Origin of the sequence: Roseovarius faecimaris (genome assembly GCF_009762325.1) — a bacterium.
Classification (GTDB): domain Bacteria; phylum Pseudomonadota; class Alphaproteobacteria; order Rhodobacterales; family Rhodobacteraceae; genus Roseovarius; species Roseovarius faecimaris.
On sequence record NZ_CP034348.1, the window covers coordinates 3,802,590 to 3,824,743 of the forward strand.

Consider the following 22,154-nt stretch of genomic DNA (forward strand, 5'->3'; position numbering starts at 1 on the left):
GGCCGTATTTCCAGGAGCAGTCAAATGCGGTTTTCAACGATCGCTAGCCTTTTAATCGCAGTTATCCTTGCCGGGCTTGCTGTCTATGGCGCACAGAACTGGCTCGACTTAGAGCGCCAGCAGTTCGCCAGTGACCTTCTGCAACGACAATCGCAGGCTGAAGCCGAAGCGAAGCCTGAAAACACGATTGTCGTGGCCAACGAGGCCATCAGCTTTGGCGAGCGGATCGACAACACCAAGGTGAGAGAAATCGCCTGGGCGGGCGACCTGAAGCCGGAAGGTTCTTTTGACACGGTTGACGCGCTGGTTGTCGGGACAACCGAGGATACAGCGCGTTTTGCCCTGACCAGCATGGCGCCGGGCGAGCCCATTCTTGCGTCGAAAGTCACCGATCCCGGACAGCGCGCAAAGCTGTCCACTGCGCTGTCACCGGGGAAAAAGGCGATTTCGATCCGCGTCAACGACGTGCTTGGCGTTGCCGGCTTTGTCCTGCCGGGTGACCGGGTCGATATCTTGCTGACACGCAAGGACGGAAAAGGCGGTAGCTTTGTCGATGTGCTGTTGCAGGGCGTGAAGGTTCTCGCCATTGACCAGATTGCCGATGACCGCAAGGACAAGCCCAGCGTTGTGCGGACGGTGACCTTTGAGGTCGACACATCCGAAGCCCAGAAACTGGTGCTGGCGTCGAATGTCGGCACGCTGTCCCTGGCGCTGCGCAACGTCGCGTCCAACGATATTGAGGCGAACGAGCGCATCACGATCAACGATCTGAATGAATTCGATGTCGCCGAAGACCTGTTGCAGGCGGCTGTCGAAGAGCAAAACAGCGCCACAGAAGAGGCGGATCCGTCCCTTGAGCGCATCGAAAACATCGAAATGTTGCTCAAAAACCTCTCTGACGGCATGGCAGAGCAAATTCGCGGCGTTGAACAGAAGATTAATGAGCAAGAACCGGTTATTGTAGAGCGCGAAGTTATTAAAGAGGTTGTGGTTGAAAAAGAAGTACAACCAATCGTGCCGATCATCCCGGTGAAACGCACTGTGGGTGTGATCCGCAATGGTACGCGGGATGAATACAAGGTCGATGCGAACAATTCGGAAAATGGCGAAGAAGAAGAAACAACCGCCGTCCCCGAAGAGACTTCGCAATAAGAAGGGGTCCAATTCCTGTGTTCGTGGTGAAAAGAGTTCGAAAAGATAATGTGACGGATGCGGGACATATACAGGTCGGAACATGAGACATAGACGAGACAGCCTTGGCGCTGGAGTCGCCGTGCTAGAGTGCGTTAAGTTGGGGATCGCCGCGTTGACAGTGGCGATGCTTATGCTGAGCAGCATTGCCTCTGCACAAACAAGAACAATCATCGTCGACGATGGGCGCGTCAGCAACATCGTGATGGCCGCGGGCCAGACACTGACCGTTGAGACAGATCAGCCATTCGCCGACATCCTGATCGGCAATACGGCCATCCTGGACGTTTTTCCGCTGACCGATACGTCGCTTTACATCCAGTCCAAAGCAAACGGCACCACGAATATCACGCTGTATTCGGTGGAGAAGCAGCTGCTTGAAGTGATTGATGTCAAGGTGCGCACTGATTTCAGCGATCTGAAGAAGGCCATTCAATCGGCGGCACCGTCGGCGCAGATCACCGTGACCAATGTGAACGATCGCGTCAGATTGTCCGGCAAGGTGCGTGACAATGTGGAACTGCGCCGCGTTCTGGATATCGCCTCGCAATATACCGAGCAGCCGGTGATCAATGCCGTGCGCGTCGAAAGTGCGCAGCAGGTTGAGCTGGACGTGCGGATCATCGAGGTGGAACGCAATTCAGGTCGCGAGCTTGGCGTGGAACTCAACGGATCAAATGACAGCGGTTCAAATACGCTGGACACCGGCGCCACTCCGACCGATGCGCCCTTCGGGATTGCAATTGGCAGCCTTCTGGAGATTTCCGGCTTTCAGATCGACCTCGTGATCAACGCACTCGAAGCACGGGGACTTGCCCGGCGTCTGGCAAATCCCAAGCTGGTCACGTCGAGCGGAAACGAAGCCAATTTCGTGGTCGGTGGTGAAGTGCCGATTTCGGTTTCTACCGCGGATGAAAACGGGGTTGTCACCACCAGCACGGATTACCGGGAGTTTGGTGTCAGGCTGAACTTTTTCCCGATCGTTCTGGATGACGAACTGATCCAGCTTCGTATCAGCCCGGAAGTCAGCGATATCGACCCGTCAATTGACGTGAACGGTCAACCCGGGTTCATCTCGCGCAAGGCTGAAACTACCGTGTCGCTGCGAAGCGGCCAAAGCTTTGCCATCGCCGGCCTGTTGCAAGCCAACAATGCCCGTAACGTGAGCCAGGTGCCGTGGCTTGGCCAGGTGCCGGTCCTGGGTGCGCTGTTCAGATCGACCCGCTTCCAGAAGCGCGAGACCGATCTGGTCATCCTGGTGACGCCGCGCCTTGTGCGCCCCGCGAAACCGGGCGAGCCTCTGGCGACACCGCTGGATACCACGCGGCCGTCCAACGATGTCGAGCTTTTCCTCCTCGGAATGCTCGAAGTGGACAAAAAACTGATCCGCAAATTCCAACAGGGCGACGGTGTCGTCGGCCCCTATGGACACATGATTGATCTGGAGTTTGAAGATGGCATTATCACCAAGAAATAAAGTGGTCGTCTTCGCGGTCTGCGCCCCGTTGCTGACAGCGGGATGTGCTGCGGAATACATCAATCGCTGGGACACGGTTTCGAGCCGGGCCGGCAACGCGAACCAGGCGAATACCGCAATACAGGAAATCACCGCCTGGCCGAAAAATGTTGAAGACACGGATATCGAATACGGCGGCTAAGTTCCGCTCTGAAGGCGGCGCCTAAACCCGCCGCCCCATTTTATTGACGATTTGAAGGACGGTTACGTCAGCCGAGCCTTTTGGGGGCGAATCTGTAGGGGGCGAAGGGATGTTGACCCGGCGCGGCAGATCATTTCGGGAAAACGAAGACGGGGTTGTGCTGATCGAGGCCCTGTTGGCGCTTCCTATTCTTCTGATCCTTGCCGTGGGGATCCTGGAGTTCGGCAATATGATGTGGCAGCGCCAGCAGTTGCAGGTTGGTGTGCGCGACGCGGCCCGCTACTGGAGCCGTTGCAGACCGTTGGCCAACGGTGCGACCTATATGCCATGTACGATCGACAAGGCGCGCAACATCGCCGTGTTCGGAAACCCCGATGGCACCGGAAACCCGCGCGTGCCGGGATGGAGCATTTCCGATGTCACCATCACACCCGCCACACCCGATCCCGTGCCGGATGACACCGATATGGTCACAGTCAGCACCTCAACCGACTATCAGGGATCGCCGCTGTTCAACGCGGTCCTGACGGGGACGGTCGAAATCGGTTACTGGGCCCAGATGAGATATATCGGATGGTGAGCGTATCGCTGAAACGTTTCTGGACGGATGAACGCGGCCTTTCGCTGACCGAAACGCTGCTGATCATGCCCATTGTCCTGACCATCCTGATCGTGATGGTTGAGGCGGGTGTTGCCGTTTTCCAGTGGAACCAATCCACCAAGGCGGCGCAGATCGGCGCGCGAGTGGCTGCCGTTTCATCGCCCATCGTGGGCGATACCGCCTATGCCGCGCTGTCGGCAGACTGGACATCGACGGGCGAGGGCGATTCCGTCAACGGAAGCACAATCGCCGTGTCCTGCGGCCCGAGCGGCCCGGCTTGTGACCAGCAGCGCCTTGCCCGGCTTCTGACCGGGAGCGATACGAATTGCGACCCGCTTCAGACGACACTGGGTGCTGTCGTCGGTATGTGCGACGTGGCGCCCTTCATTGGACTGAATAATGTGCAGGTTACATATTATCGCTCGGGGCTGGGATATATCGGACGGCCCGGCGGGCCGGTGACCAACATCACAGTCGAGTTGCGGAATCTGACCTTTGATTTCCTGCTTCTGGACGATCTCATCCCGGCCTTCGGAACTCTCACAATGCCCGCTCAGCCGGTGAGCATCACAAGCGAAGACGTCAACGATTGCAAAGACACGTGCCCCTAAGAATCAAGAGCAGAGTAGTATGAAACTTTCCAACAAAACCAATATCTTGTTGATCAATGCCGAGGGGACGCATCAGGATGATGTGGCGGCGCACCTCACCAGTAAGGCGAATTGCACGCTGAACCGGATCACGCCCGACCAGCTTCCGGATCAGTTGTCGGAAGACGCGGCCGATGTGGTTATCATCGACCTGTCCAAACTGGAAAACGAGGAAGACAGGCTGCTTTCCGAAGTTCGCGGACAGGCACCGTCCATTCCGCTGATCGTAGTGTCGCATGAGCTTGGCTCGGAAGCGATGCGCAAGCTGTTCAAGTACAATGTGGAGGACTGGCTCAACAAGCCTATCAACGGTGAGGAGCTGATCAATGCGATCAACGCATCGGTGCGCAGCAACAAGGCCAGCCACAACCGCGTTCATGCCGTTGTCTCCTGCGTGGGTGGGGCGGGCGCCTCCACGATTGCGGTGTCGATGGCGGGGATCGCGGCCAGCAACCTTTTCCGGAAGAAAGCCGATATCGCGCTTTTCGATCTGGATTTTTCGACCGGAAACTGCAGCTACCTGCTGAACATGGTCAGCGACGTCAATCTTGGCAATGTCGTTTCATCTCCGCGCCGGATCGACTCCGAGTTCATCAGCGTGATCCAGCAGCGACATGATGCGGGGTTTTTCCTGTATTCCTTCAAACGCCCTGAGCTGAGCACTGAAATGAACGGGTATGAACTGGTACTGCGGCTGCTCGATGCGGTGACGCTTGAGCATCGGCATACCTTCCTCGACCTGCCTTATTATGAGACGGATTGGAAAGACGAGGTGCTGTCGGCCGTCAACACCTGCACTTTGGTGACCGAGCTCAACTTGCCTGCCCTGAAACATACGCTGGATCTGGTGACACGGGTGAAAGGGCTGAGGGGTGAAAGCTTTCCGGTCAGGGTGCTGATCAACAAAAGCACGCGGAGCCTGTTCAGCCAACGTATCGGCAAGCGCAAGCTCAAGGAGCTTTTTGATGACACGCCCTTCAGCTTCGTGTCTTTCGATCCGGGTCTGATCGGCGAGGCCGCCGATCGCGGCATGCTTCCCGACGAAATCTCCAAGCGCAACAGCTTTACCAAGTCCTTGACCAAATACATGAAAACCATTGAACTGAATGCAGAGGCTGAAAGATGAATAGTCCCAAGTCCATTCAGACAAGACTGAGGCGGCGCGCCGTGCTGGCGGGTTTTACCGGCCTTGCCCTCAGTCCGGCCGCGGCCCTTGGCGATGTAAAGAAGATTCCCCGATCCCACGGTCAGAAAACCATGGAGGTCGTTCCATTTGCCAGCAATGAAAAGGCCGGAACGATCATCATCTCGAACAAAGAGCGGACGTTGCATCGCGTACTCGGCAATGGAATGGCAGAACGCTATTCTATTTCGGTCGGGCGTGATGGGTTTGTCTGGACCGGCACGACCGTTGTCGGCCGCAAGGCCGAATGGCCAGCCTGGCGGCCGCCTTCGGCCATGCGCCAGCGGGATCCGTCGCTGCCTACCGAAGTGCCGCCGGGCCCGTATAATCCGCTCGGGGCGCGTGCGCTGTACCTCTATTCCGGAAACCGGGATACGCTTTATCGCATCCACGGGACCAACAGCGCCGGCACCATAGGTGGATATGAGACATCCGGCTGTTTCAGGCTGACCAACACGGATGTGATGTATCTGTTCAATCAGGTCAGAAATGGCACCAAGGTGATTGTCAAATAACGCGCAGGAGCTCCGATGGCCGGTCGATTTTTCAGACGTAACAGCAATACAAATCAGGCATCGCCCAAAACCAATGACGGGGTTCTGGTGCTTGAAGAGAACATGCCTTCCGAGGTCAAATCCGCCGCGGTGGCACCTGCGGCGGCGCCCGAGCTTCCTGACTTCGTGAATGAGAGGGTCGCATTACACCGGTTCCTTCTGGATAAGATCAACCTGTCGATCCTCGATACGATGGAAGAGGATGAGATCCATGACGAACTGCGCCCGCTGGTGCGCGACTACGCAAAGACCAACAACTTTCCGCTGAACTCGACCGAGCTGGAAAAGCTGATTTCGGATATCGGCGACGAGATGATGGGCCTCGGCCCGATCGAGCCGCTTCTGGAAGATGACACGATTTCCGATATTCTGATCGTCGGCTCGGGCACTGTCTTTATTGAGCGCTTTGGCAAGGTCGAAGCGACCAAGGTCCGCTTCAAGGACGAAGATCACCTCATGCGCATCATCAACAAGATCGTCGCCTCGGTCGGTCGGCGTGTTGATGAAAGTTCGCCGCTTGTCGATGCGCGGCTGGCCGATGGCAGCCGTGTCAATGTCGCGGTGCGCCCGGTGGCCGTCGATGGCCCGCAAGTGTCGATCCGGAAGTTTTCGAAGAAACCCTATTCGCTGGACCGGCTGGTGGATAACGGCGCGCTGGCACGCGGTATGGCAGAGCTTCTGGCCGCAGCGGTCGAAGGCAAAGTGTCGATGATTATCTCGGGCGGTACGGGTTCGGGTAAGACGACCATGCTGAACGCGCTTTCGGCATTTATTCCGCATGATGAGCGGCTGGTGACAATCGAGGACGCGGCCGAACTTCAGCTTCAGCAACCGCATGTGGTGCGGCTGGAAACCCGCCCGCCGACAGTCGATGGCCGCAACGAGATCATGCAGCGCGACCTGGTGAAGAACGCGCTGCGGATGCGGCCTGATCGGGTGATCATCGGCGAGGTGCGCGGCTCGGAAGCGTTCGATATGCTGCAGGCCATGAACACCGGACACGAAGGGTCGATGTCGACGGTTCACGCAAACAGCCCGCGTGACGCCATCGGTCGTATCGAACAAATGGTAGGCATGGCCGGGATGCCCATGTCACAAAGCTCGATCCGGGCACAGATCAGCTCGGCCGTGCAGCTCTTTCTGCAGCTCACCCGTCTCAGAGACGGCACCCGCAGACTTGTCTCTATCTCCGAGGTCACGGGCATGGAGGGTGACATCATTCAGTTGCAGGAAATCATGAGGTTCCAGCGCCTTGGGGTTGACGATTCCGGCAAGATCCATGGCGAATTCCGCGCATCCGGTATCCGGCCCAAGTTCCTTGAAGATCTGGAAACCATGGGCCTGCGACTGAACTCCGAATTTTTCGATCCATCCAAGGTGCTCTGAGACATGTTCAGCAATCCGATTGTCTTTTATGGTCTGATTTTCGCGGCAACGCTGCTGCTGATCGATGGCATCATTCGCCTGGTCGCGTCTTCGCGCAGGAAAAAATCCGATGTCGTCAACCGGCTGGAAGCAATCAAGAAGAAGACCGGGGTGGAAGAAGCCTATGGCGAGCTACTCAGGCGGCGTGGCATGGGTGGCCGCGATGGTGAGCAGACAATCGGCAACCAGATCAGCAGTTTCATTGGCCAGACTGGTCTGGAGCTGAGCCTGACCACACGCGTCGCCTTCTTTTTCGGAACGCTGTGCCTGGCCTACCTTCTGTCGGTTTTGTTCTTCCGGTTCGGGACGGTGATGACCTACGTATTCACCATTTCATTTCCGTTTGTCATGGCTTTCCTGGCTCTCAATTACGTCCGAAACCGCCGGATCAAGACCTTCACGCGGCAATTACCCGAGGCGATCGATATCGTGGTGCGCAGTCTGAATGCGGGGCATCCGCTTACTGCGGCGATCGGATTGGTGGCGCGGGAAATGCCTGACCCGCTTGGATCTGAGTTCGGCATTCTCAATGACCAGATGACGTTTGGCTCTGAACTGGAACAGGCCATGTTGAATATGTATGACCGGGTTGGTGCGCCGGAGCTGAACCTGCTGACGGTCAGCGTCAGCGTTCAGCGTGGTACGGGCGGGAACCTCGCGGAAATCCTGAGCAATCTCGGCCAGATGATCCGCGACCGGCTGACGATCAAGGCCAAGATCAAGGCGATTTCTGCCGAAGGCCGGATCACTGCCTGGATCATGCTGCTGTTTCCCTTCGCGCTTTTCTATATGATCCTGTTTCTGGTCCCGACCTACTACGACAAGGTCTGGGAAAGCGGCTATGGCGCATACATCGTCACGGGATGCCTGATTGCCATCTTCATGGGCATGCTGGTGATCCGGCGGCTCGTCAATTTCGATTTCTGATTTGCGCGGCTTGGACAGAGACCTGATACAATGAACGAAACTATCTTCCTCGTTGCGCTGTTTGTGGCGGTTCTGATCATCGCCTATACGATCATCAGGTATATTCTGAACCGTCGCCAGATCGCCCGCAACCTGGCCAGCACAAAGCGCAAGCGGAAGCAGTCGAACGAGGATATCAACAAGGTTCTCGGCTCCGGCAACGAGGAAATACGGTACTACCTCGACGTGGTGCAGAATGAACCGCAGAATTCCTTGCGGATGCGGCTTGTGCAGGCCGGATATTTCTCAAAATCGGCTCTGGCATATTTCAATATCATCCGATTCACCATTGCGGCGATCGCCTTCGGCGCCGTGCAATTCGGTATCGGTGCAATGGCACCGTCGATCAGCCTTGCTTTGCTTCTCATGATGGCCATGGTTGCGGCGGGTGTGGGCTTCATCCTGACGTCGGCTGTCCTTGAGAACATGGGCAAAAAGCGCACGCGCGAGTTTCGCAAACTGTTTCCCGATTTCATGGATTTGTTGCTGGTCTGCGTCGATGCGGGGCTGAGCATCAACGCGGCGATCGACCGCGTCACACGCGAGTTCCTGCTGACGACCCGCGATTTTGGCGTTCAGCTGAGCATCATCAATCTTGAGATCCGCGCAGGCCGTCCGCTGCACGAAGCGCTGAGCAATTTCTCGAAACGCATCGCTGTCGAAGAAGCACAAACCCTGGCCGTGTTGTTCAAACAATCCGAAGAGCTGGGGGCCAGCGTAAGCAAGACATTGCGGGTCTTCAGCAAGGAGATGCGGCAGATGCGTCTCATCAGGGCCGAGGAAAAGGCCAATGCTCTTCCGATCAAGATGCTGTTTCCGATGGCTCTTTTTATGTTCCCGGTCAACCTGATCATCGTGCTGGTTCCGATCCTGCTGGTTATTCTCGAGATGCTTTCGGGTCTTGCCCCGCGTTGATTGGCGGGAGGGCGCAGGTCAGCTGACGGCCGGGGTCGCATCCACCGGCTGCCGGGCCAGCGGGAGCAGGAAGGCCAGCGCATAAAAACCTGCACCGATCACATAGAGCGCGGTGAAACCCGTGGCCTGTGCGATCAATGGCGCGATACCAGCCGCCGCCGCGCTCATCGCGCCGTTTATGGCCCAGGCCCAGGGGACGAGGCTTGCATCTTCGGCTCCGGCCAGTGCCAGCCCCTGGGGAAAGAGTTGACCCATGGCCAACCCGCCCGGAACGATCAGAATAGCGGTCACGGCCAGCTTGACCGCCAGATCCGCGCCCATCACGGAGTCCACAGCCAACGGGCCCAGTACAGCCGCCGCAATCGCATAGAGACAGACCAGTACCACGCTGCGCCTGATCGTGAGGCCCTTGTCAAAGCACCAGTTGCTGCACAGGCTGCCCAGCCCCGTTGACAGGATCACCAGACCAAGCACGATGGCGATGGTGAGCCCGGGATTGCCGTAGAGCAGGGACGTGCTCTGAATCAGTCCGATTTCGACAAACATGAAGCCCGCCCCCAGGGCCACGAAATAGATGAACCAGACGCTGCTGCGCCGTCGGGATGCGGGTTTCTTGCGGCGAAGGGCAAGCGGCGCGAGCGCAAGTACGAAAGCAAGCAGGGCAACGGCTAGCGTATAGACGACGCGCATCAGGTGAAACGTGTCTTCATAGGCCACGACGCCGGTAGTTCGCAGCTGCCAGAAATCTCGGCTGAGATAGCGGGTAGGATCGAAGTGATCGAGGATAAAGGGACGGTTGTCCGGCAGGACGCCCAGCCGTTTTGTCGTGCGTTCCGCCGCCGCGCGCACCGCCGCATCGGGATCGTCGGCCTGCAGGATTTCGGCATAGGCCCGGTAGGCCTCTGGTGTTTCTCTGCCGGGGGCATAGGCAATCTCGAACCCGTATGCGCTTGCACGTTCGCTGACTTCCGAGATTTCCGTATCGGTCCAGCCATCCAGCCGGATAAGAAGCGGATTGTCGTCCCAGGACGCATCCCACTGGTTATTGGTGCCGTCCTTGTAAAGCACGATCGCGGCACGATCCGGTCCGGGCAGGCCGCGCTCGGCCATATAGCGGCGAAGCCCGTGAAGCATGTCGAACTTGTTGACCTGAAGGATCACGGCTGTGCCGTTCTCCGCCACACGGTCCAGAAGCGCCGAAAGGCCTTCATAAGTGAAAACATATTGTGTGGTGCCGCCAAGCGCGCCGAAATGATAGATCGCCGTCGCCCCGCTCCATGACACCATCACCATGTCATAGAGCGTTTCGTCGCGTTCCAGAAAGCTGCGCGCTTCCGCAATAAGAAGCTTCGCCGCGTCTTGCGCCATGAAACCGGCCAAGCCGTAATCCGGAAGGGCAAGTGCGGCCTCGACCAGCCGCGCATTCAGCTCGATCCCGGTCACCGACCGGCTTCCATGATCGATCAGCGACATCATGTCGGCGCCGGCACCGGCAAAGACGATCAGGGCGGTCTCTGGCACACCGGCGATCAGCGCCGGGATGACGGGTGGATGGGTGCGCGGCCCTGCGCCCTCACGCCGGTCAGCCATCAGAAAGGCCATGCCGTCGCCATTCGCCAGTGACAGGACAGCGCCTGCGCCGGGCTTTCCGGTCTCTTCGATCGCTGCCACACGCGTGAAACTGTTCCAGCCAACCCATCGCTCTGAAGGCGCTGTTTCATGCTTATAGTCGCGCACCAGATAATTGGGATCGCTGCCGGGTTCGATCAGTGCGCGATACCCGTCCCACAATGGCAGAAGGGCGAAGGCCACAAGCCCGAGCGCGGCGGCAAAGCGCAAGCGGGCATGGTCTTTGCGGGCGAAACACATCGCGGCCCCAAACCCGGCAAGCACGGGCAGGCTGACAGAGAAGGCGTATCCGGTCCATTCCATCGCCGCCACGATACCGGCGCATCCCAATGCAGCCCCGATCAGATCGGCAGCGTAGAGTCGCGAATATTCCTCGGGCGCGGAGGTCGCGAAGAGAAAGGACAACAGCGCCCCGAAAAGGAAATAGGGCAGTGTCAGCACAAGGCCGATCTGCATGGCGTGAAGCGGGCCGTGTATCAGGTTGGCTCGGACCACACCATCGAGCCCGTTTTTCATACCGGCAAGGCGTATCGCCTCATTCAGGCTTTCCTTGGCGCTGACCACGGTGGAATGTGTGAGTAGGATCAGCAGGGATATGGCGATGCACAGCAGGGCCAGAATGACAGACCGGCGATGCCGATGCCGGGTCAGGTCGAAAAGCGACAGGACCGACCCCGCGGTGGTCAGCCCCAGCATCGCAAGCGAAATAGCCACGAAAATATAGCTTGGCCCGATTGCGAAATTGATCGTCCGGACCGTCGAAATCTCGAATGCCAGCAGCGCGGCACAAATCAGAAAGGTTCCGCTCAGCAGGCCAAAACGCCCCGCCGTGTCCTGATCCGGTACCGAATTCATTCTATATCCTCTGGATGGTGCCTGCTGTGTTACGTATCTGCTCAGCTGAATAGATGTTCCTTGATCGTCGGATTATCCCGCCGCCAGATCACATTATCCATGAAATAGTGGTGTATGTTGATGAAAACCCAGATGGCGAACAGGAACATCGTGGTTCCGAAAACCTCTTCGCGATAGGCGATCGCCAAATCTAACGCAAAAGGAATGGCATAAAAAAATATTACACCAAGTACCATGCCCAGAAGGATGAATTTCAGGGTAGCGGCGCGCGCGGGCGTGGTACGGACAAGACCGCCAAAAAGAGAGCCGTCGCCGTCGGCATCGTACTCATTCTTGTTGAGCTGGTAGCGCCAGACAATGGCGAGATACTGCAACGAATGAAAGGCCGGGATCACCAGCGCAGTCAGCGGATGAACATACCCGATGATGAGCCAGACATAGGATGAGGTTGCATAGGCAAGAAGCCCGTTCAGCGGCAGCCTTGTCTTGAGGGCCTTCCGGATCAGCATCCCGGCGGTCAGAACACCGGCACCCACGCAAAACACCAGAGTGGGTAGATACACCGCGTCCGGAACGGAAATGGCATAATAGGTGAACCCGTATATCTCGAATTCGCCAAGCAACCGGTTGAAGTACATCCATGAGGCCAGCCAGACGCTCAGCGCATTCCACCGCAGCAGGCGCTTTTCAGGATCACTGAAAAAGGCGCGCTTGAGCACCGATTCAACGATGAGAATGCCATAGCCCTGCTTTACATAATGCCAGCCGACAAGGAAGAGCATGACATTCGCGGCCTGGGCCATCAGGCCGACATTCAAGGTGACAATGCACCAGAGATAGAAAATCACTGCTATCACCGGCACGCCGACCCCCGCCACAAGATAACGCCACCGAAGTGGCGCTTCGGGGGCGGTCTTGGAGCCGAAATCGCTGTAGAAGATCTGATAGGAATGCATGAAATGCGGGTTGTTGATCAATGTGGTCATCGCCAGAACCAGCGCCAGCACATAGATCCGGTACTCCTCCGGGGGAAGTAGCATCAGCAGCACGAGAAAGGGCAGAGAGCCACCTCCCAGGCACAGGATGTCTATGGTCTTGCCAAAGAGATAACTGCGCGGCTCCTTTCGCACCTGAATTTCTGCGTTGTCCGTCGCTACCATCTCAACCCTGTTGACGACCTCGGTCTTCCACGGGGATCATCATGCGTGGAACGACCTGAAAAGGCAAAGTTTTTCATGGAAAACACCCGAGAGCTTCCCTGCGCCTCGCCAGCAGGGAAAAACCGCACAGCTGGAGTGATGCGGTTTGAACTCAGAAATCGTCAGCGGTTCAAAGGAAGTTTTCGGTTGGCCTGGGTTGGCGCCGTCACTCGGCCACTTCATACAACAAAAGAGGCGGGGCAATGGTGTCTACCGGCACGAGCCAGTCCGGTGCCTGTTTTGCTGACAGTCTGGAGCCTGCACCATCTGGCGTGCCATAAATCTGATCCGCGCAGACCAGCACGAATTTTGCTCCGGTGGTTTCGATCATGCGCCTGAGCTCTGGCATGTCACCGGAGAAGGGCAGTACCCCATTGAGCATTGCATCCGTGCTGCGATGATACGGCGCGGATGTGACGGAATGAGCTGTGTGGATCAGTATGCCCGTGCTCAGGTTCAGGGGCGATGCAATCAGGGTGGCTGGAATATCCGACAAGCTGCGCAGCAATGACGCTTGATCGCAAGCTGCATCCAGCTCGACCAAATCGACCTGAATGGTCGCGCCGCCTGTATCGTAAAGAGCTGCCTTTATGCTCTTGATGCCCAAGGGAACAAGCTGCGGAAGAAAAACGATTGCAAAGAACACTATCATGGCAACGACCTTCACAGCGCGAGGGATCGGCCAGGGCCGGTTCAGAAGATGTGCCATCACGGCCCCGAAACCGACAGCCATCACCGCATGTCCCCAGATCATGGCCCGAAGCTGCAGGAAGGCACCAACGCAACCGAGCGCCAGAAACAAAGTGAGCAGCCCCCAATGCCCCGGGTCGCGACGCGCCGCGACCTCACGAAGCCAGATTGCCCCGGACAGAAGGGTGACAACAGCCAACGGTCCCAGAAGCACGAAAGCCATGGCAGGTGCCTGCCGGATCATTTGCGCTACCGGAATGGATTCTCCGATGCGGGTGATCACCTGGTCGCGGACATCGTTTGAAACATCCGCAAACGGCCCGCCGAAACACGGGGCGAGTATTGGCACAACCACAATGCCCATGCCGACCGTCGTGACCAACAAGATCAGCGCGCGAGAGCGCATGGTCAGCAGATGCTGCCGTGTGGCCAGGATCAAAAGCCCCAAACCCGCAGCAGATCCGACCAGCGCCAGATAGGGAAGAGAAAGCTGGTCGCAGACGCGCAGCCCCCAGAGGGCCGGGTCCGTTTGCACGACAAAGAGTAGAACAGCGGTGAGGCCAAGTGTCAGGCCGAAGGCCGCCAGGGCCTCCTCGCTCTCCGGCTTGCAGCGCAGATAGCGCCAAACCCACACAAGGCCAGCTATTCCCAGAAACGGAAGGCTTTCCATCCCGATGGCCATGGACAATGCTGCAAGCGCCCCGGCCAGTGCCGCCGCTTTCCACCCCCGCGACAAGAGCAGACCAAATACCGCCAGCATCAAAACAAGCTGAATGTTGTGATGATCGAGACGGCCAATCGGAAAGTAGCGCGTGTAATAGGATTGCAGAAACCAAAGCGACACCAATGTCAGAACCGCCGCCGGCACACCGAACCCCGCACGCGCGACTTTCATATTTGTCCAGGCGCACAGCAGGAACAGTGTCATTGGCCAGAGCAGAACGAGCAGGCGCTCTGCCGCGTCCCTGTCCAGCATCCACTCAAGTATGCTGAGCAGTCCCGCGATTGGGGCATCAACCAGACGCGACCAGTGCAGCGATATCCCCTCGGGCGGCAGGACCCTGTATTGACGTGTATCGAACCATCCCTGCCCGGCCAGCATGTCGCGCACCGATTGCAGCCGCATCGCATCATCGGCACCCGGCAGGATGAGGTTGTCACTGAAATTTGGCGCGACGACCAGCTGCTTCATGAAGTAGATGAGCGCGACACCGAAAAACATGATTGGCAAAAGTCTGGGTTTGCCAAAAAGAATCTTCTGTTGTTCATTCATTCTCATGTTCCAGTGCCGGATCCCGGGCAGCCTCAGCATGATCCATATCCGGCATGTGGGGAAGTGCGGGCAACAAGTTGAGCTCAAAGAGTTGCACGAACGCGCTTGCCCGACGCAGGTGCATCAGCCGGTGCTGCGCCTGGTTGGAAAAGCTAGCGCTTGGCACCTTTGACCGAATGATGCAGAGTCGGCACCATTCCGATCATGCCCGTCCGGGAGGCACCTTTGAACACATATGAATTTTTCACCCCACCCAGAACGATCGAAGAAACCGGTCTGAGCTCCAGTTACCTGATCGGGCTTGTCTGCAAGATCATGCATGAGAGCGGGACAATCACGCCCGAGGGCATTTCGACGCAAATCAAACTACCGAAACTGGTTTGCCGTCAGCTGATCAAGGAAATGACGTCCCTCATGCTTGTCGAAGCGCAGGGTCTGGAAAGCAGCGATATCAAATCCGATATCCGCTACACCCTGACCGATCTGGGACGCAAATGGGCGCTTGAGGCGATGTTGGTCTCGCAATATGTCGGCCCCGCCCCTGTGACGCTTGATATGTTCGAGCGCCAGACGCGGCGCCAATCCATCAAGCACGAGGAAATTCACCGCAGCGAACTGGAACGGTCGACACAGCATCTGGTCCTGCCGAAAGGCATGATGGCCCAGCTTGGCCCCGCCGCCAATTCGGGGCGGTCGGTTCTGCTGTATGGAGAGCCGGGCAATGGCAAGACGTCACTGGCCGAAGCCATGGGAAACTCTTTTCAGGATGTTGTCTATTTTCCCTATGCGCTGCTGGTGGGCAACCAGATCATCCGGTTCTTTGACGAGACCCTGCACGAAGTGACCGAGATGCCGGAAAGCGACCTGAAGCTTGACCCGCGCTGGGTGGCCTGCAAGCGCCCGGTGGTGATTGCGGGGGGCGAACTGACCCTTCAGATGCTTGACCTGTCGTTTGATCAGACGGCACGATTCTACGAAGCACCGATGCACCTCAAGGCGCTCGGTGGCGTGTTTGTTCTTGATGACTTCGGGCGTCAGACAGCAAAACCGCAGGATTTTCTGAACCGCTGGATCGTTCCGCTGGAAAAAGGGTTCGACATTCTGTCGCTTCACACCGGCAAGAAGTTTACTGTGCCGTTCGATCAGTTGGTGGTGTTTTCCTCCAACATGATGCCCGATGAGTTGGGCGACGGGGCGTCACTGCGGCGAATCTACTTCAAGATTTTCGTACCGAGCCCGACACGGGATGACTATATTCAGATCTTCGAGGCGGCCTGCAAACGCGTCGGACTGGAATGGCGCCGTTCAGTCGTCGAAGATTTCTTTGAGCAGCAATATGTCGTCAAGGACACGGTGACATCCGGTGCGCATCCTGAATTTCTGCTTCAGCATATCGTTTCGGCCTGTCGGTATCTGGATCGGCCCGCTGAACTCACCCCGGAACTGTTGGAGCTTGCCAGCCGCAATGTCTCGGCGGCCAAGCGATCAGCCTAGGCCATCGATGCCTTTGACAGATCGCCGCTGCGCGCCGGGCCCAGAGATCGGCGCAGGCGGATATCCGTGGGCAGTTCCACACTTTGGCCAGTGTCGCCATCGCGCAGCATCTGGATCATGAGGGTGGCGGCGCGGCGCCCCATTTCGCGGTGCGGTACATGTACGGTGGTCAGGGCCGGCTCGGCCAGCATCGCGATTTCGATATCGTCAAACCCGGTGACCGACACATCCTCGGGCACGCGCACACCCATTTCACGCGCCGCCCGCAATGCGCCGATAGCCAGAACGTCATTGGCGCACATCACCACGGTGGTTTCGGGCGTGTCGGCCATCACCTGACGAAAGGCGGCTTCGCCGGTTTCGATGCCATAGGGCGTTTCGATCAGCAGAAGATCGTCGGGCGCAAGCCCCGCTTCTGTCATCGCATCGCCAATGCCCTGAACACGTCCGCGCGCCCGATCGTTCGATGCGATAGGGGCAGAAATGCAGGCTATGTGCCGATGGCCATGGCCGATCACCAGCCGGGCAAGCTCGGCCATGGCGGCGCGGTTGTCAAAGCCGATGGCGGGTTGTTCCTTTTGCGCGGCATAGGACCAGGCCACCAGGGCGGGCACCTTGCGCTTGGCGAGAAATGCGTAAAGCTCGGAGCTTCGGTCATACCCGATGAGCAGCAGACCGTCCGCCCCACGGGCGACAAGCGCGCGAACCTGTTCGTCTTCCAGCGTTTCGTTGTAGGCCGACGAAGCCACCAGGAGCGTCTTGCCGTGGCGGCCAAGCTCTTCCTGAAACGCCTGAAGCCCCCGCGCGAAAACCGCGTTTTCCATTGTCGGGATAACCGCGCCCACGGTGTTGGTGTGCTTGGCTGCCAGCGCCCGCGCGCCGAAATTCGGGGCATATCCCAGTTCACGCACGGCCTTGAGGACGCGCTCGCGGGTTTCGCCCACAACCTGATCCGGCGAGTTGAGGCAACGCGACACGGTGGCGGTTGAAACATTCGCATGCCGCGCCACATCGGCGAGGGTCGGCACGGAGCCGTTTGACGTCAGTTGAGCCATAGGCGTTCTGTCTTTTCCTTCAATACACCGGTCAGTGCGCCACCTTCTGGCGAGTCTTCTCATACAATAACCTACTATGATCGCAATGTAAGCGCTTGCATGAAATTATGTAAGCGCTTACATTTAGAAACGACTCACCCGTAAAATCGGGGGGCAGGGAGGAAACATGCCATATGTAATCGCATTAGTGCTGCTGGTGATGTTTGTTGGAAATGTCGTCATTGGCGCTGTGGGCCAGGCACCGGTTGTGGGCATCGTGGCGGAGATGCTGATTCTCTTCGGTGCAGCCATCGCCTTCTCTGTCGGTATCCTGCGCAGCGAAGCGCGCGAAAAATCCAAGCAAGAATAACGGAATACATGTCCTAAGGGAGGAAAACACATGGACAAGACAAAACAGGAGCTGGCCTCGGCCGAGCGCCGCAACTTTCTGAAGCTGGCAGGCTCGGGCGCGTTTACGGCGGCCATCGTCGCCGGTGCGAGCGGGGTGCTCTGGTCATCCGAAGCCGCTGCACAGACCGCCGCTGAGGAGCGTGACCGTGAGGCGGCGGCGGAGTACACCATGACGCTGGCCACGGCCTATGTGCTGGGTGCGTCGCGCAGCTATCCGATCATGCAGCTGGATCTGAAAGAAAACATCCAGAACATGACCAACGGCAAAGTCTATGTGAAACTGGCCCCCGGCGGTCAGCTTGGTGCCGGCGGCGCACTGGCCCAGGCGGTTCAGGGCGGCACGATCCAGTGCGCGCAGCACTCGCTGTCGAACTTCGCCCCCTTTGCCAGCGTGGTCGACCTGATCAACCTGCCGTATTTCTGCGGCTCCAACCAGCGCTTCACCAACCTCACGTCGTCGGCAGCGTGGAAAGAAGAGGTGGACCCCAAAATCGCCGCTTCCGGGTTCAAAGCCCTGTTCTACATTGTCATCGACCCGCGCGTTGTCGCGGTGCGCAAGGGTGGCAACGCAATCATCACCCCGGGCGATATGTCTGGCGTGAAGTTCCGCGTGCCTGGCTCCAAGATGCTGCAGCAATACTACTCGATGGTCGGCGCGAACCCGACTCCGGTGGCCTGGGGCGAAACCCCGTCGGCGATCCGTCAGGGCGTGGCCGATGCGCTTGACCCGTCGGTGGGTGCGCTGCATGTCTTCGGCTTCGGCGAGATCCTCAGCCACGTCACCTTCACTCAGGCGGTGCCGGACAGCCAGGTCTACTCTATCAACCTCGAATGGTTCGACAGCCTGCCGATGGACGTCAAGGAAGGTATCGAGTTTGCCGGGGAAGTGACCCAGCACCAGAACCTCTCCAAAGTTCCGTCGGCACGTTCCTATGCCATGTCGCAGCTGATCGCGAACGGGGTGGAATTCCACTCGCTCACCGACGATCAACTGGCCGAATGGAAAGATGCCGGCGGGTATCAGAACAGCGAATGGGACAGCTTCAAAACCGAGCTGGCCGGGTCCATGGACACCTTCGCCAAGCTGGAAGAAGCCGCAGGCACCCGCGCGCGCTACTACGTGCACGACGCCTGATACAAGATCAGAGCCGGCGCTCAGTCGCAGCGCCGGCTCCCCCCTGAATTCCGCACCCTAAAATCCACGAGAGCCGGCCGCCGTGACGCGACCGGAGGGAGGACCTCATGTCACAGCTTTACAGAGCAATTGATGCCAATGCAGAACGATGGTTGCTTTTGATCTTCTACGTCATGCTTGTCGGCACGATGTTCATCGAAGTGGTCCGGCGTGAGGTGTTTGCCTATTCGTCGATCTGGGGTGAGGAAATCGTCCGTTATTCCTTCATCTACCTCGCCTGGATCGGGGCGGCGGCAGCGGTCAAGGAACGGGGGCACATCCGCATCGACGTTCTGATGCATTACGTGCCGCGGACCATCAAATCACTGCTTTATATCTTTGGCGACATCGTGATGTTCATCGTGGCCCTGATCGCCATCTACTGGTCGTGGGAAACGGTGCATGTGTCCTGGAAATTCGGCTCGGTCACGCATGGGCTGCGCATCAGTCAGGTGTTTTTCCTTTTCGCCGTGCCCTTCGGTTTTGCGCTGGTCATCTTCCGGCTGACGCAATCCTTCCTGCGCGACCTCTCTGACCTTCGTAACGGGCGTCCCGTCTACGAAGGCGACAAACTGTTTGATTAAGGGAGGGCCGGGACCATGATGTGGCAAACCCTTGGCGCCCAGACGCTTGAACTGGGCTGGGACTTCTACGCCTCCGTACTTCTCTTTGTGCTGCTCGTCGCCCTTGCGGTGCCGGTCTGGGCCGCAATCGGATCGGCGACGATCGTGATGCTGGTGATGTCCGGCGCCCTGCCGCTGAGCCTGGTGGGTGAAAAGCTCTTTTCGGGCATTGACGCCTTCGCTCTGACCGCTGTGCCGCTCTTCATCCTGACCGGTGACGTGCTGGTGCGCACAGGGCTCAGTCGAAAATTCCTTGATGTGGCCGAGGCGCTGACCTGCTGGGCCAAAGGTGGCTTTGGTTCGGCGACGGTGCTGGTCTGTGGCATGTTCGCGGCAATCTCGGGCTCGGATGCTGCGGGTGCCGCAGCGGTGGGCCGGATGACCATCGACCGGCTGGTCGAAAGCGGTTATCCCCGCCCCTACGCCTGTGCGCTGGTGGCAGCAGGGGCCTGTACCGGCATCCTGATCCCGCCCTCGATTGCCTATATCATCATCGGCCTTGTGCTGGGTGTCGCGGTCTCGACCCTGTTCCTCGCCGCGCTGATCCCCGGGCTTCTGATCCTGCTGGCTATCCTGATCACCAATATCGTGATGAACCGCCTGAACCTCTGGGAAGGGGGCGGCATGATGACCGCGGCAGAGTGGCGCGCGAACCTGTGGCGGACGATCAAATCCGGCTGGTACGCCTTCCTGGTGCCGGGCATCATTTTCTACGGTATCTTCTCGGGTCGGCTGACCCCGACCGAAGCGGGTGCCGTGGCGGTTGTCGTCACCATCGCCATCGGGTTCATCCTGGGCACGCTGAAGCTGTCGGACTTTCCGGCGATGCTGGTCAGCTCGGCCAAGGTGAACGGGGTGATCCTGCCGATCATCGCCTTCTCGATCCCGCTGGCCGAGGCGCTCGCCATCATCGGTGTGCCGCAGGGCTTTGTCGGGGCACTCACCTCTGTCAGCACCAACGAATACGTGCTGATCGGGATGATGGTGCTGATCCTCATCATCGCGGGCTGTGTGATGGAAACAACGCCCAATATCGTGATCCTCGCGCCGATCCTCTACCCGCTGGCGCAGGAAATCGAAATGAACCAGATCCAGTTCTGCATCATGATGATCACTGCGCTGGGCGTCGGCTTCATCACGCCGCCGCTTGGGCTCAACCTTTTCGTCGTGTCGGGTATTACGGGCGAGTCGATCCTCAAGATCGCCTACCGTGCGATCCCCTTCGTCTTCTTCATGCTGATCGTGACGTTGATGATCGCCTATATCCCGGCCTTCTCCACCTCTCTTTTGCCAGATGTCTACCGATAGGACGCGAACACCATGACCCTTGAGTACCTGAAGAAAGCTGCTCTGACCGCACGTAGCGGAGCCTCCGATGTCAACGAAATCGTACAGGGGATCCTGAACGATATTGAGGAAGGCGGCGACGCGAAAGCGCTGGAATATGCTGCAAAGTTCGACAATTACGACGGCAACGTGCTGTTGACAGACGCCGAAATCGAGGCTGCCATCGCCGCTGTGCCGGAAAAGCTGAAACGCGATATCGAGTTCAGCCACAGCAACGTGAAGCGGTTCGCCGAGGCGCAGAAAGCGTCGATGAGCGATATCGCGGTCGAAGTTGTTCCGGGCATGACCGCCGGTCAGAAACTGATCCCGGTGGATGCCGCGGGCTGCTATGTGCCGGGTGGGCGTTATAGCCATATCGCAAGCGCCATCATGACAGTGACCACAGCCAAGGTGGCGGGCTGCAAACATATCGTTGCCTGCTCGCCGCCGCGTCCGGGCGTGGGTATTGCTCCCGCCATCGTCTATGCCGCGCATATCTGCGGCGCGGACAAGATCATGGCGATGGGCGGGGTGCAGGGCGTCGCTGCGATGACCTTTGGTCTCTTTGGGCTGCCCAAGGCGAATATCCTTGTCGGGCCGGGCAATCAGTTCGTGGCCGAGGCCAAGCGCATCCTGTTTGGCCGCGTCGGCATCGACATGATCGCAGGTCCGACTGACAGCCTGATCCTCGCCGATAGCAATGCCGATCCGATGGTCGTGGCCACCGATCTCGTGGGCCAGGCCGAGCATGGCTATAACTCGCCCGTGTGGCTGGTCACGGATGACCGCGCGCTGGCCGAAGAGGTGATGCGCCTCGTGCCCGTGCTGATTGAGGACCTGCCGGAGGTGAACCGCGAGAACGCCACCGCCGCCTGGCGCGACTATGCCGAGGTCATCCTGTGTGCCGACCGCGAGGAAATGGCGGCAACTTCGGACAAATACGCGCCCGAACACCTCACGGTGATGGCCGATGATCTCGATTGGTGGCTTGACCGGCTGACCTGCTACGGTTCGCTCTTCCTTGGCGAAGAGACCACTGTAGCCTTCGGCGACAAGGCGTCGGGTACGAACCATGTTCTGCCGACCTCACGCGCGGCGACCTATACCGGCGGACTGAGTGTGCACAAATACATGAAAATCGTGACCTGGCAGCGCTCTACCGCCGACGCGATGAAACCCATCGCAGAGGCCACGGCACGCATCTCGCGGCTGGAAGGAATGGAAGGTCATGCCCGCACGGCGGATATCCGTCTTGCCAAGTATTTTCCGCATGAGACTTTCGATCTGACTGCCGAAGACTGAC

The 22,154-nt window shown here is 58.4% G+C and carries 20 protein-coding genes; 16 read left to right on the forward strand and 4 right to left on the reverse strand.

From position 1 onward, the window contains the following. Positions 1 to 24 precede the first annotated feature (24 nt). The 10 genes from cpaB (at position 25) to EI983_RS18945 (ending at position 9,143) form a co-directional block, all read left to right on the forward strand. Positions 25 to 1,152 carry a Flp pilus assembly protein CpaB gene (gene cpaB / locus EI983_RS18900; protein WP_157708883.1) on the forward strand — a complete coding sequence of 376 codons (1,128 nt, stop codon included), beginning with the start codon at positions 25 to 27 and terminating at the stop codon, positions 1,150 to 1,152. 166 nt (positions 1,153 to 1,318) lie between these two features. After that, the gene (locus EI983_RS18905) at positions 1,319 to 2,668 is read left to right on the forward strand and encodes a type II and III secretion system protein family protein (RefSeq protein WP_198389345.1); all 1,350 of its coding nucleotides are present in this window, start codon (positions 1,319 to 1,321) and stop codon (positions 2,666 to 2,668) included. Next, a complete protein-coding gene (locus EI983_RS18910) occupies positions 2,646 to 2,849 on the forward strand; it encodes a hypothetical protein (RefSeq protein ID WP_157708885.1) in 204 nt (67 codons plus the stop codon). Before EI983_RS18905 ends, EI983_RS18910 begins: the two co-directional genes overlap by 23 nt. A gap of 109 nt (positions 2,850 to 2,958) precedes the next feature. Continuing rightward, positions 2,959 to 3,429: a TadE/TadG family type IV pilus assembly protein gene (locus EI983_RS18915; RefSeq protein WP_157708886.1), complete on the forward strand. Its 471-nt coding sequence runs from the start codon at positions 2,959 to 2,961 to the stop codon at positions 3,427 to 3,429. Continuing rightward, positions 3,423 to 4,061: a TadE/TadG family type IV pilus assembly protein gene (locus EI983_RS18920; RefSeq protein ID WP_157708887.1), complete on the forward strand. Its 639-nt coding sequence runs from the start codon at positions 3,423 to 3,425 to the stop codon at positions 4,059 to 4,061. Before EI983_RS18915 ends, EI983_RS18920 begins: the two co-directional genes overlap by 7 nt. Before the next feature lie 19 nt (positions 4,062 to 4,080). Continuing rightward, positions 4,081 to 5,226: a P-loop NTPase family protein gene (locus EI983_RS18925; protein ID WP_157708888.1), complete on the forward strand. Its 1,146-nt coding sequence runs from the start codon at positions 4,081 to 4,083 to the stop codon at positions 5,224 to 5,226. Further along, entirely contained in the window at positions 5,223 to 5,798 is a 576-nt protein-coding gene (locus tag EI983_RS18930; RefSeq protein ID WP_198389346.1) for a L,D-transpeptidase, read from the forward strand. The genes EI983_RS18925 and EI983_RS18930 overlap by 4 nt, the downstream gene beginning before the upstream one ends. A gap of 15 nt (positions 5,799 to 5,813) precedes the next feature. Next, positions 5,814 to 7,223, forward strand: coding sequence for a TadA family conjugal transfer-associated ATPase (locus EI983_RS18935; RefSeq protein WP_157708889.1), 1,410 nt, complete (start codon positions 5,814 to 5,816; stop codon positions 7,221 to 7,223). A 3-nt stretch (positions 7,224 to 7,226) separates the two neighbouring features. After that, positions 7,227 to 8,189, forward strand: a complete 963-nt coding sequence (locus tag EI983_RS18940; protein WP_157708890.1) for a type II secretion system F family protein — start codon at positions 7,227 to 7,229, stop codon at positions 8,187 to 8,189. A gap of 30 nt (positions 8,190 to 8,219) precedes the next feature. Further along, positions 8,220 to 9,143, forward strand: coding sequence for a type II secretion system F family protein (locus EI983_RS18945; RefSeq protein ID WP_157708891.1), 924 nt, complete (start codon positions 8,220 to 8,222; stop codon positions 9,141 to 9,143). Between the two features lie 18 nt (positions 9,144 to 9,161). On the opposite strand, the gene EI983_RS18950 is transcribed toward EI983_RS18945, so the two are convergent. From EI983_RS18950 to EI983_RS18960, 3 genes are all read right to left on the reverse strand, one after another. Then, entirely contained in the window at positions 9,162 to 11,627 is a 2,466-nt protein-coding gene (locus EI983_RS18950; RefSeq protein WP_157708892.1) for a spermidine synthase family protein, read from the reverse strand. A 41-nt stretch (positions 11,628 to 11,668) separates the two neighbouring features. After that, positions 11,669 to 12,634, reverse strand: a complete 966-nt coding sequence (locus EI983_RS18955; protein WP_157708893.1) for a hypothetical protein — start codon at positions 12,632 to 12,634, stop codon at positions 11,669 to 11,671. Between the two features lie 358 nt (positions 12,635 to 12,992). Continuing rightward, a complete protein-coding gene (locus EI983_RS18960; protein WP_198389347.1) occupies positions 12,993 to 14,789 on the reverse strand; it encodes a hypothetical protein in 1,797 nt (598 codons plus the stop codon). Positions 14,790 to 15,014: 225 nt separating this feature from the next. On the opposite strand from EI983_RS18960, the gene EI983_RS18965 reads away from it, so the two are divergent. Next, entirely contained in the window at positions 15,015 to 16,283 is a 1,269-nt protein-coding gene (locus EI983_RS18965) for a P-loop NTPase family protein (RefSeq protein WP_157708895.1), read from the forward strand. Here EI983_RS18965 and EI983_RS18970 read toward each other — a convergent pair. Next, positions 16,280 to 17,329 (reverse strand): LacI family DNA-binding transcriptional regulator, encoded by a 1,050-nt coding sequence (locus EI983_RS18970; protein WP_425500909.1) that lies wholly within the window; start codon positions 17,327 to 17,329, stop codon positions 16,280 to 16,282. The genes EI983_RS18965 and EI983_RS18970 overlap by 4 nt on opposite strands. Positions 17,330 to 17,504: 175 nt before the next feature. On the opposite strand from EI983_RS18970, the gene EI983_RS18975 reads away from it, so the two are divergent. The 5 genes from EI983_RS18975 (at position 17,505) to hisD (ending at position 22,153) form a co-directional block, all read left to right on the forward strand. After that, positions 17,505 to 17,687: a hypothetical protein gene (locus EI983_RS18975; RefSeq protein WP_157708897.1), complete on the forward strand. Its 183-nt coding sequence runs from the start codon at positions 17,505 to 17,507 to the stop codon at positions 17,685 to 17,687. A gap of 30 nt (positions 17,688 to 17,717) precedes the next feature. Continuing rightward, complete coding sequence (locus EI983_RS18980) at positions 17,718 to 18,863, forward strand: TRAP transporter substrate-binding protein (protein ID WP_157708898.1); 1,146 nt, start codon at positions 17,718 to 17,720, stop codon at positions 18,861 to 18,863. Positions 18,864 to 18,970: 107 nt separating this feature from the next. Further along, positions 18,971 to 19,486 carry a TRAP transporter small permease gene (locus EI983_RS18985; RefSeq protein ID WP_157708899.1) on the forward strand — a complete coding sequence of 172 codons (516 nt, stop codon included), beginning with the start codon at positions 18,971 to 18,973 and terminating at the stop codon, positions 19,484 to 19,486. Positions 19,487 to 19,501: 15 nt separating this feature from the next. Further along, positions 19,502 to 20,833 carry a TRAP transporter large permease gene (locus EI983_RS18990; protein ID WP_157708900.1) on the forward strand — a complete coding sequence of 444 codons (1,332 nt, stop codon included), beginning with the start codon at positions 19,502 to 19,504 and terminating at the stop codon, positions 20,831 to 20,833. A gap of 12 nt (positions 20,834 to 20,845) precedes the next feature. Continuing rightward, positions 20,846 to 22,153: a histidinol dehydrogenase gene (gene hisD, locus EI983_RS18995; RefSeq protein WP_157708901.1), complete on the forward strand. Its 1,308-nt coding sequence runs from the start codon at positions 20,846 to 20,848 to the stop codon at positions 22,151 to 22,153. Position 22,154 lies beyond the last annotated feature (1 nt).

What these genes read in the sequence shown, in the direction of transcription:
- EI983_RS18975 (WP_157708897.1), top strand. Translation starts at nt 17,505, where the DNA reads ATGCCATATGTAATCGCATTAGTGCTGCTGGTGATGTTTGTTGGAAAT.
- EI983_RS18945 (WP_157708891.1), top strand. Translation starts at nt 8,220, where the DNA reads ATGAACGAAACTATCTTCCTCGTTGCGCTGTTTGTGGCGGTTCTGATC.
- EI983_RS18915 (WP_157708886.1), top strand. Translation starts at nt 2,959, where the DNA reads ATGTTGACCCGGCGCGGCAGATCATTTCGGGAAAACGAAGACGGGGTT.
- EI983_RS18985 (WP_157708899.1), top strand. Translation starts at nt 18,971, where the DNA reads ATGTCACAGCTTTACAGAGCAATTGATGCCAATGCAGAACGATGGTTG.
- EI983_RS18980 (WP_157708898.1), top strand. Translation starts at nt 17,718, where the DNA reads ATGGACAAGACAAAACAGGAGCTGGCCTCGGCCGAGCGCCGCAACTTT.
- EI983_RS18925 (WP_157708888.1), top strand. Translation starts at nt 4,081, where the DNA reads ATGAAACTTTCCAACAAAACCAATATCTTGTTGATCAATGCCGAGGGG.
- EI983_RS18930 (WP_198389346.1), top strand. Translation starts at nt 5,223, where the DNA reads ATGAATAGTCCCAAGTCCATTCAGACAAGACTGAGGCGGCGCGCCGTG.
- cpaB (WP_157708883.1), top strand. Translation starts at nt 25, where the DNA reads ATGCGGTTTTCAACGATCGCTAGCCTTTTAATCGCAGTTATCCTTGCC.
- EI983_RS18940 (WP_157708890.1), top strand. Translation starts at nt 7,227, where the DNA reads ATGTTCAGCAATCCGATTGTCTTTTATGGTCTGATTTTCGCGGCAACG.
- EI983_RS18910 (WP_157708885.1), top strand. Translation starts at nt 2,646, where the DNA reads ATGGCATTATCACCAAGAAATAAAGTGGTCGTCTTCGCGGTCTGCGCC.
- EI983_RS18905 (WP_198389345.1), top strand. Translation starts at nt 1,319, where the DNA reads ATGCTTATGCTGAGCAGCATTGCCTCTGCACAAACAAGAACAATCATC.
- EI983_RS18950 (WP_157708892.1), bottom strand. Translation starts at nt 11,627, where the DNA reads ATGAATTCGGTACCGGATCAGGACACGGCGGGGCGTTTTGGCCTGCTG.
- hisD (WP_157708901.1), top strand. Translation starts at nt 20,846, where the DNA reads ATGACCCTTGAGTACCTGAAGAAAGCTGCTCTGACCGCACGTAGCGGA.
- EI983_RS18960 (WP_198389347.1), bottom strand. Translation starts at nt 14,789, where the DNA reads ATGAATGAACAACAGAAGATTCTTTTTGGCAAACCCAGACTTTTGCCA.
- EI983_RS18935 (WP_157708889.1), top strand. Translation starts at nt 5,814, where the DNA reads ATGGCCGGTCGATTTTTCAGACGTAACAGCAATACAAATCAGGCATCG.
- EI983_RS18920 (WP_157708887.1), top strand. Translation starts at nt 3,423, where the DNA reads ATGGTGAGCGTATCGCTGAAACGTTTCTGGACGGATGAACGCGGCCTT.
- EI983_RS18990 (WP_157708900.1), top strand. Translation starts at nt 19,502, where the DNA reads ATGATGTGGCAAACCCTTGGCGCCCAGACGCTTGAACTGGGCTGGGAC.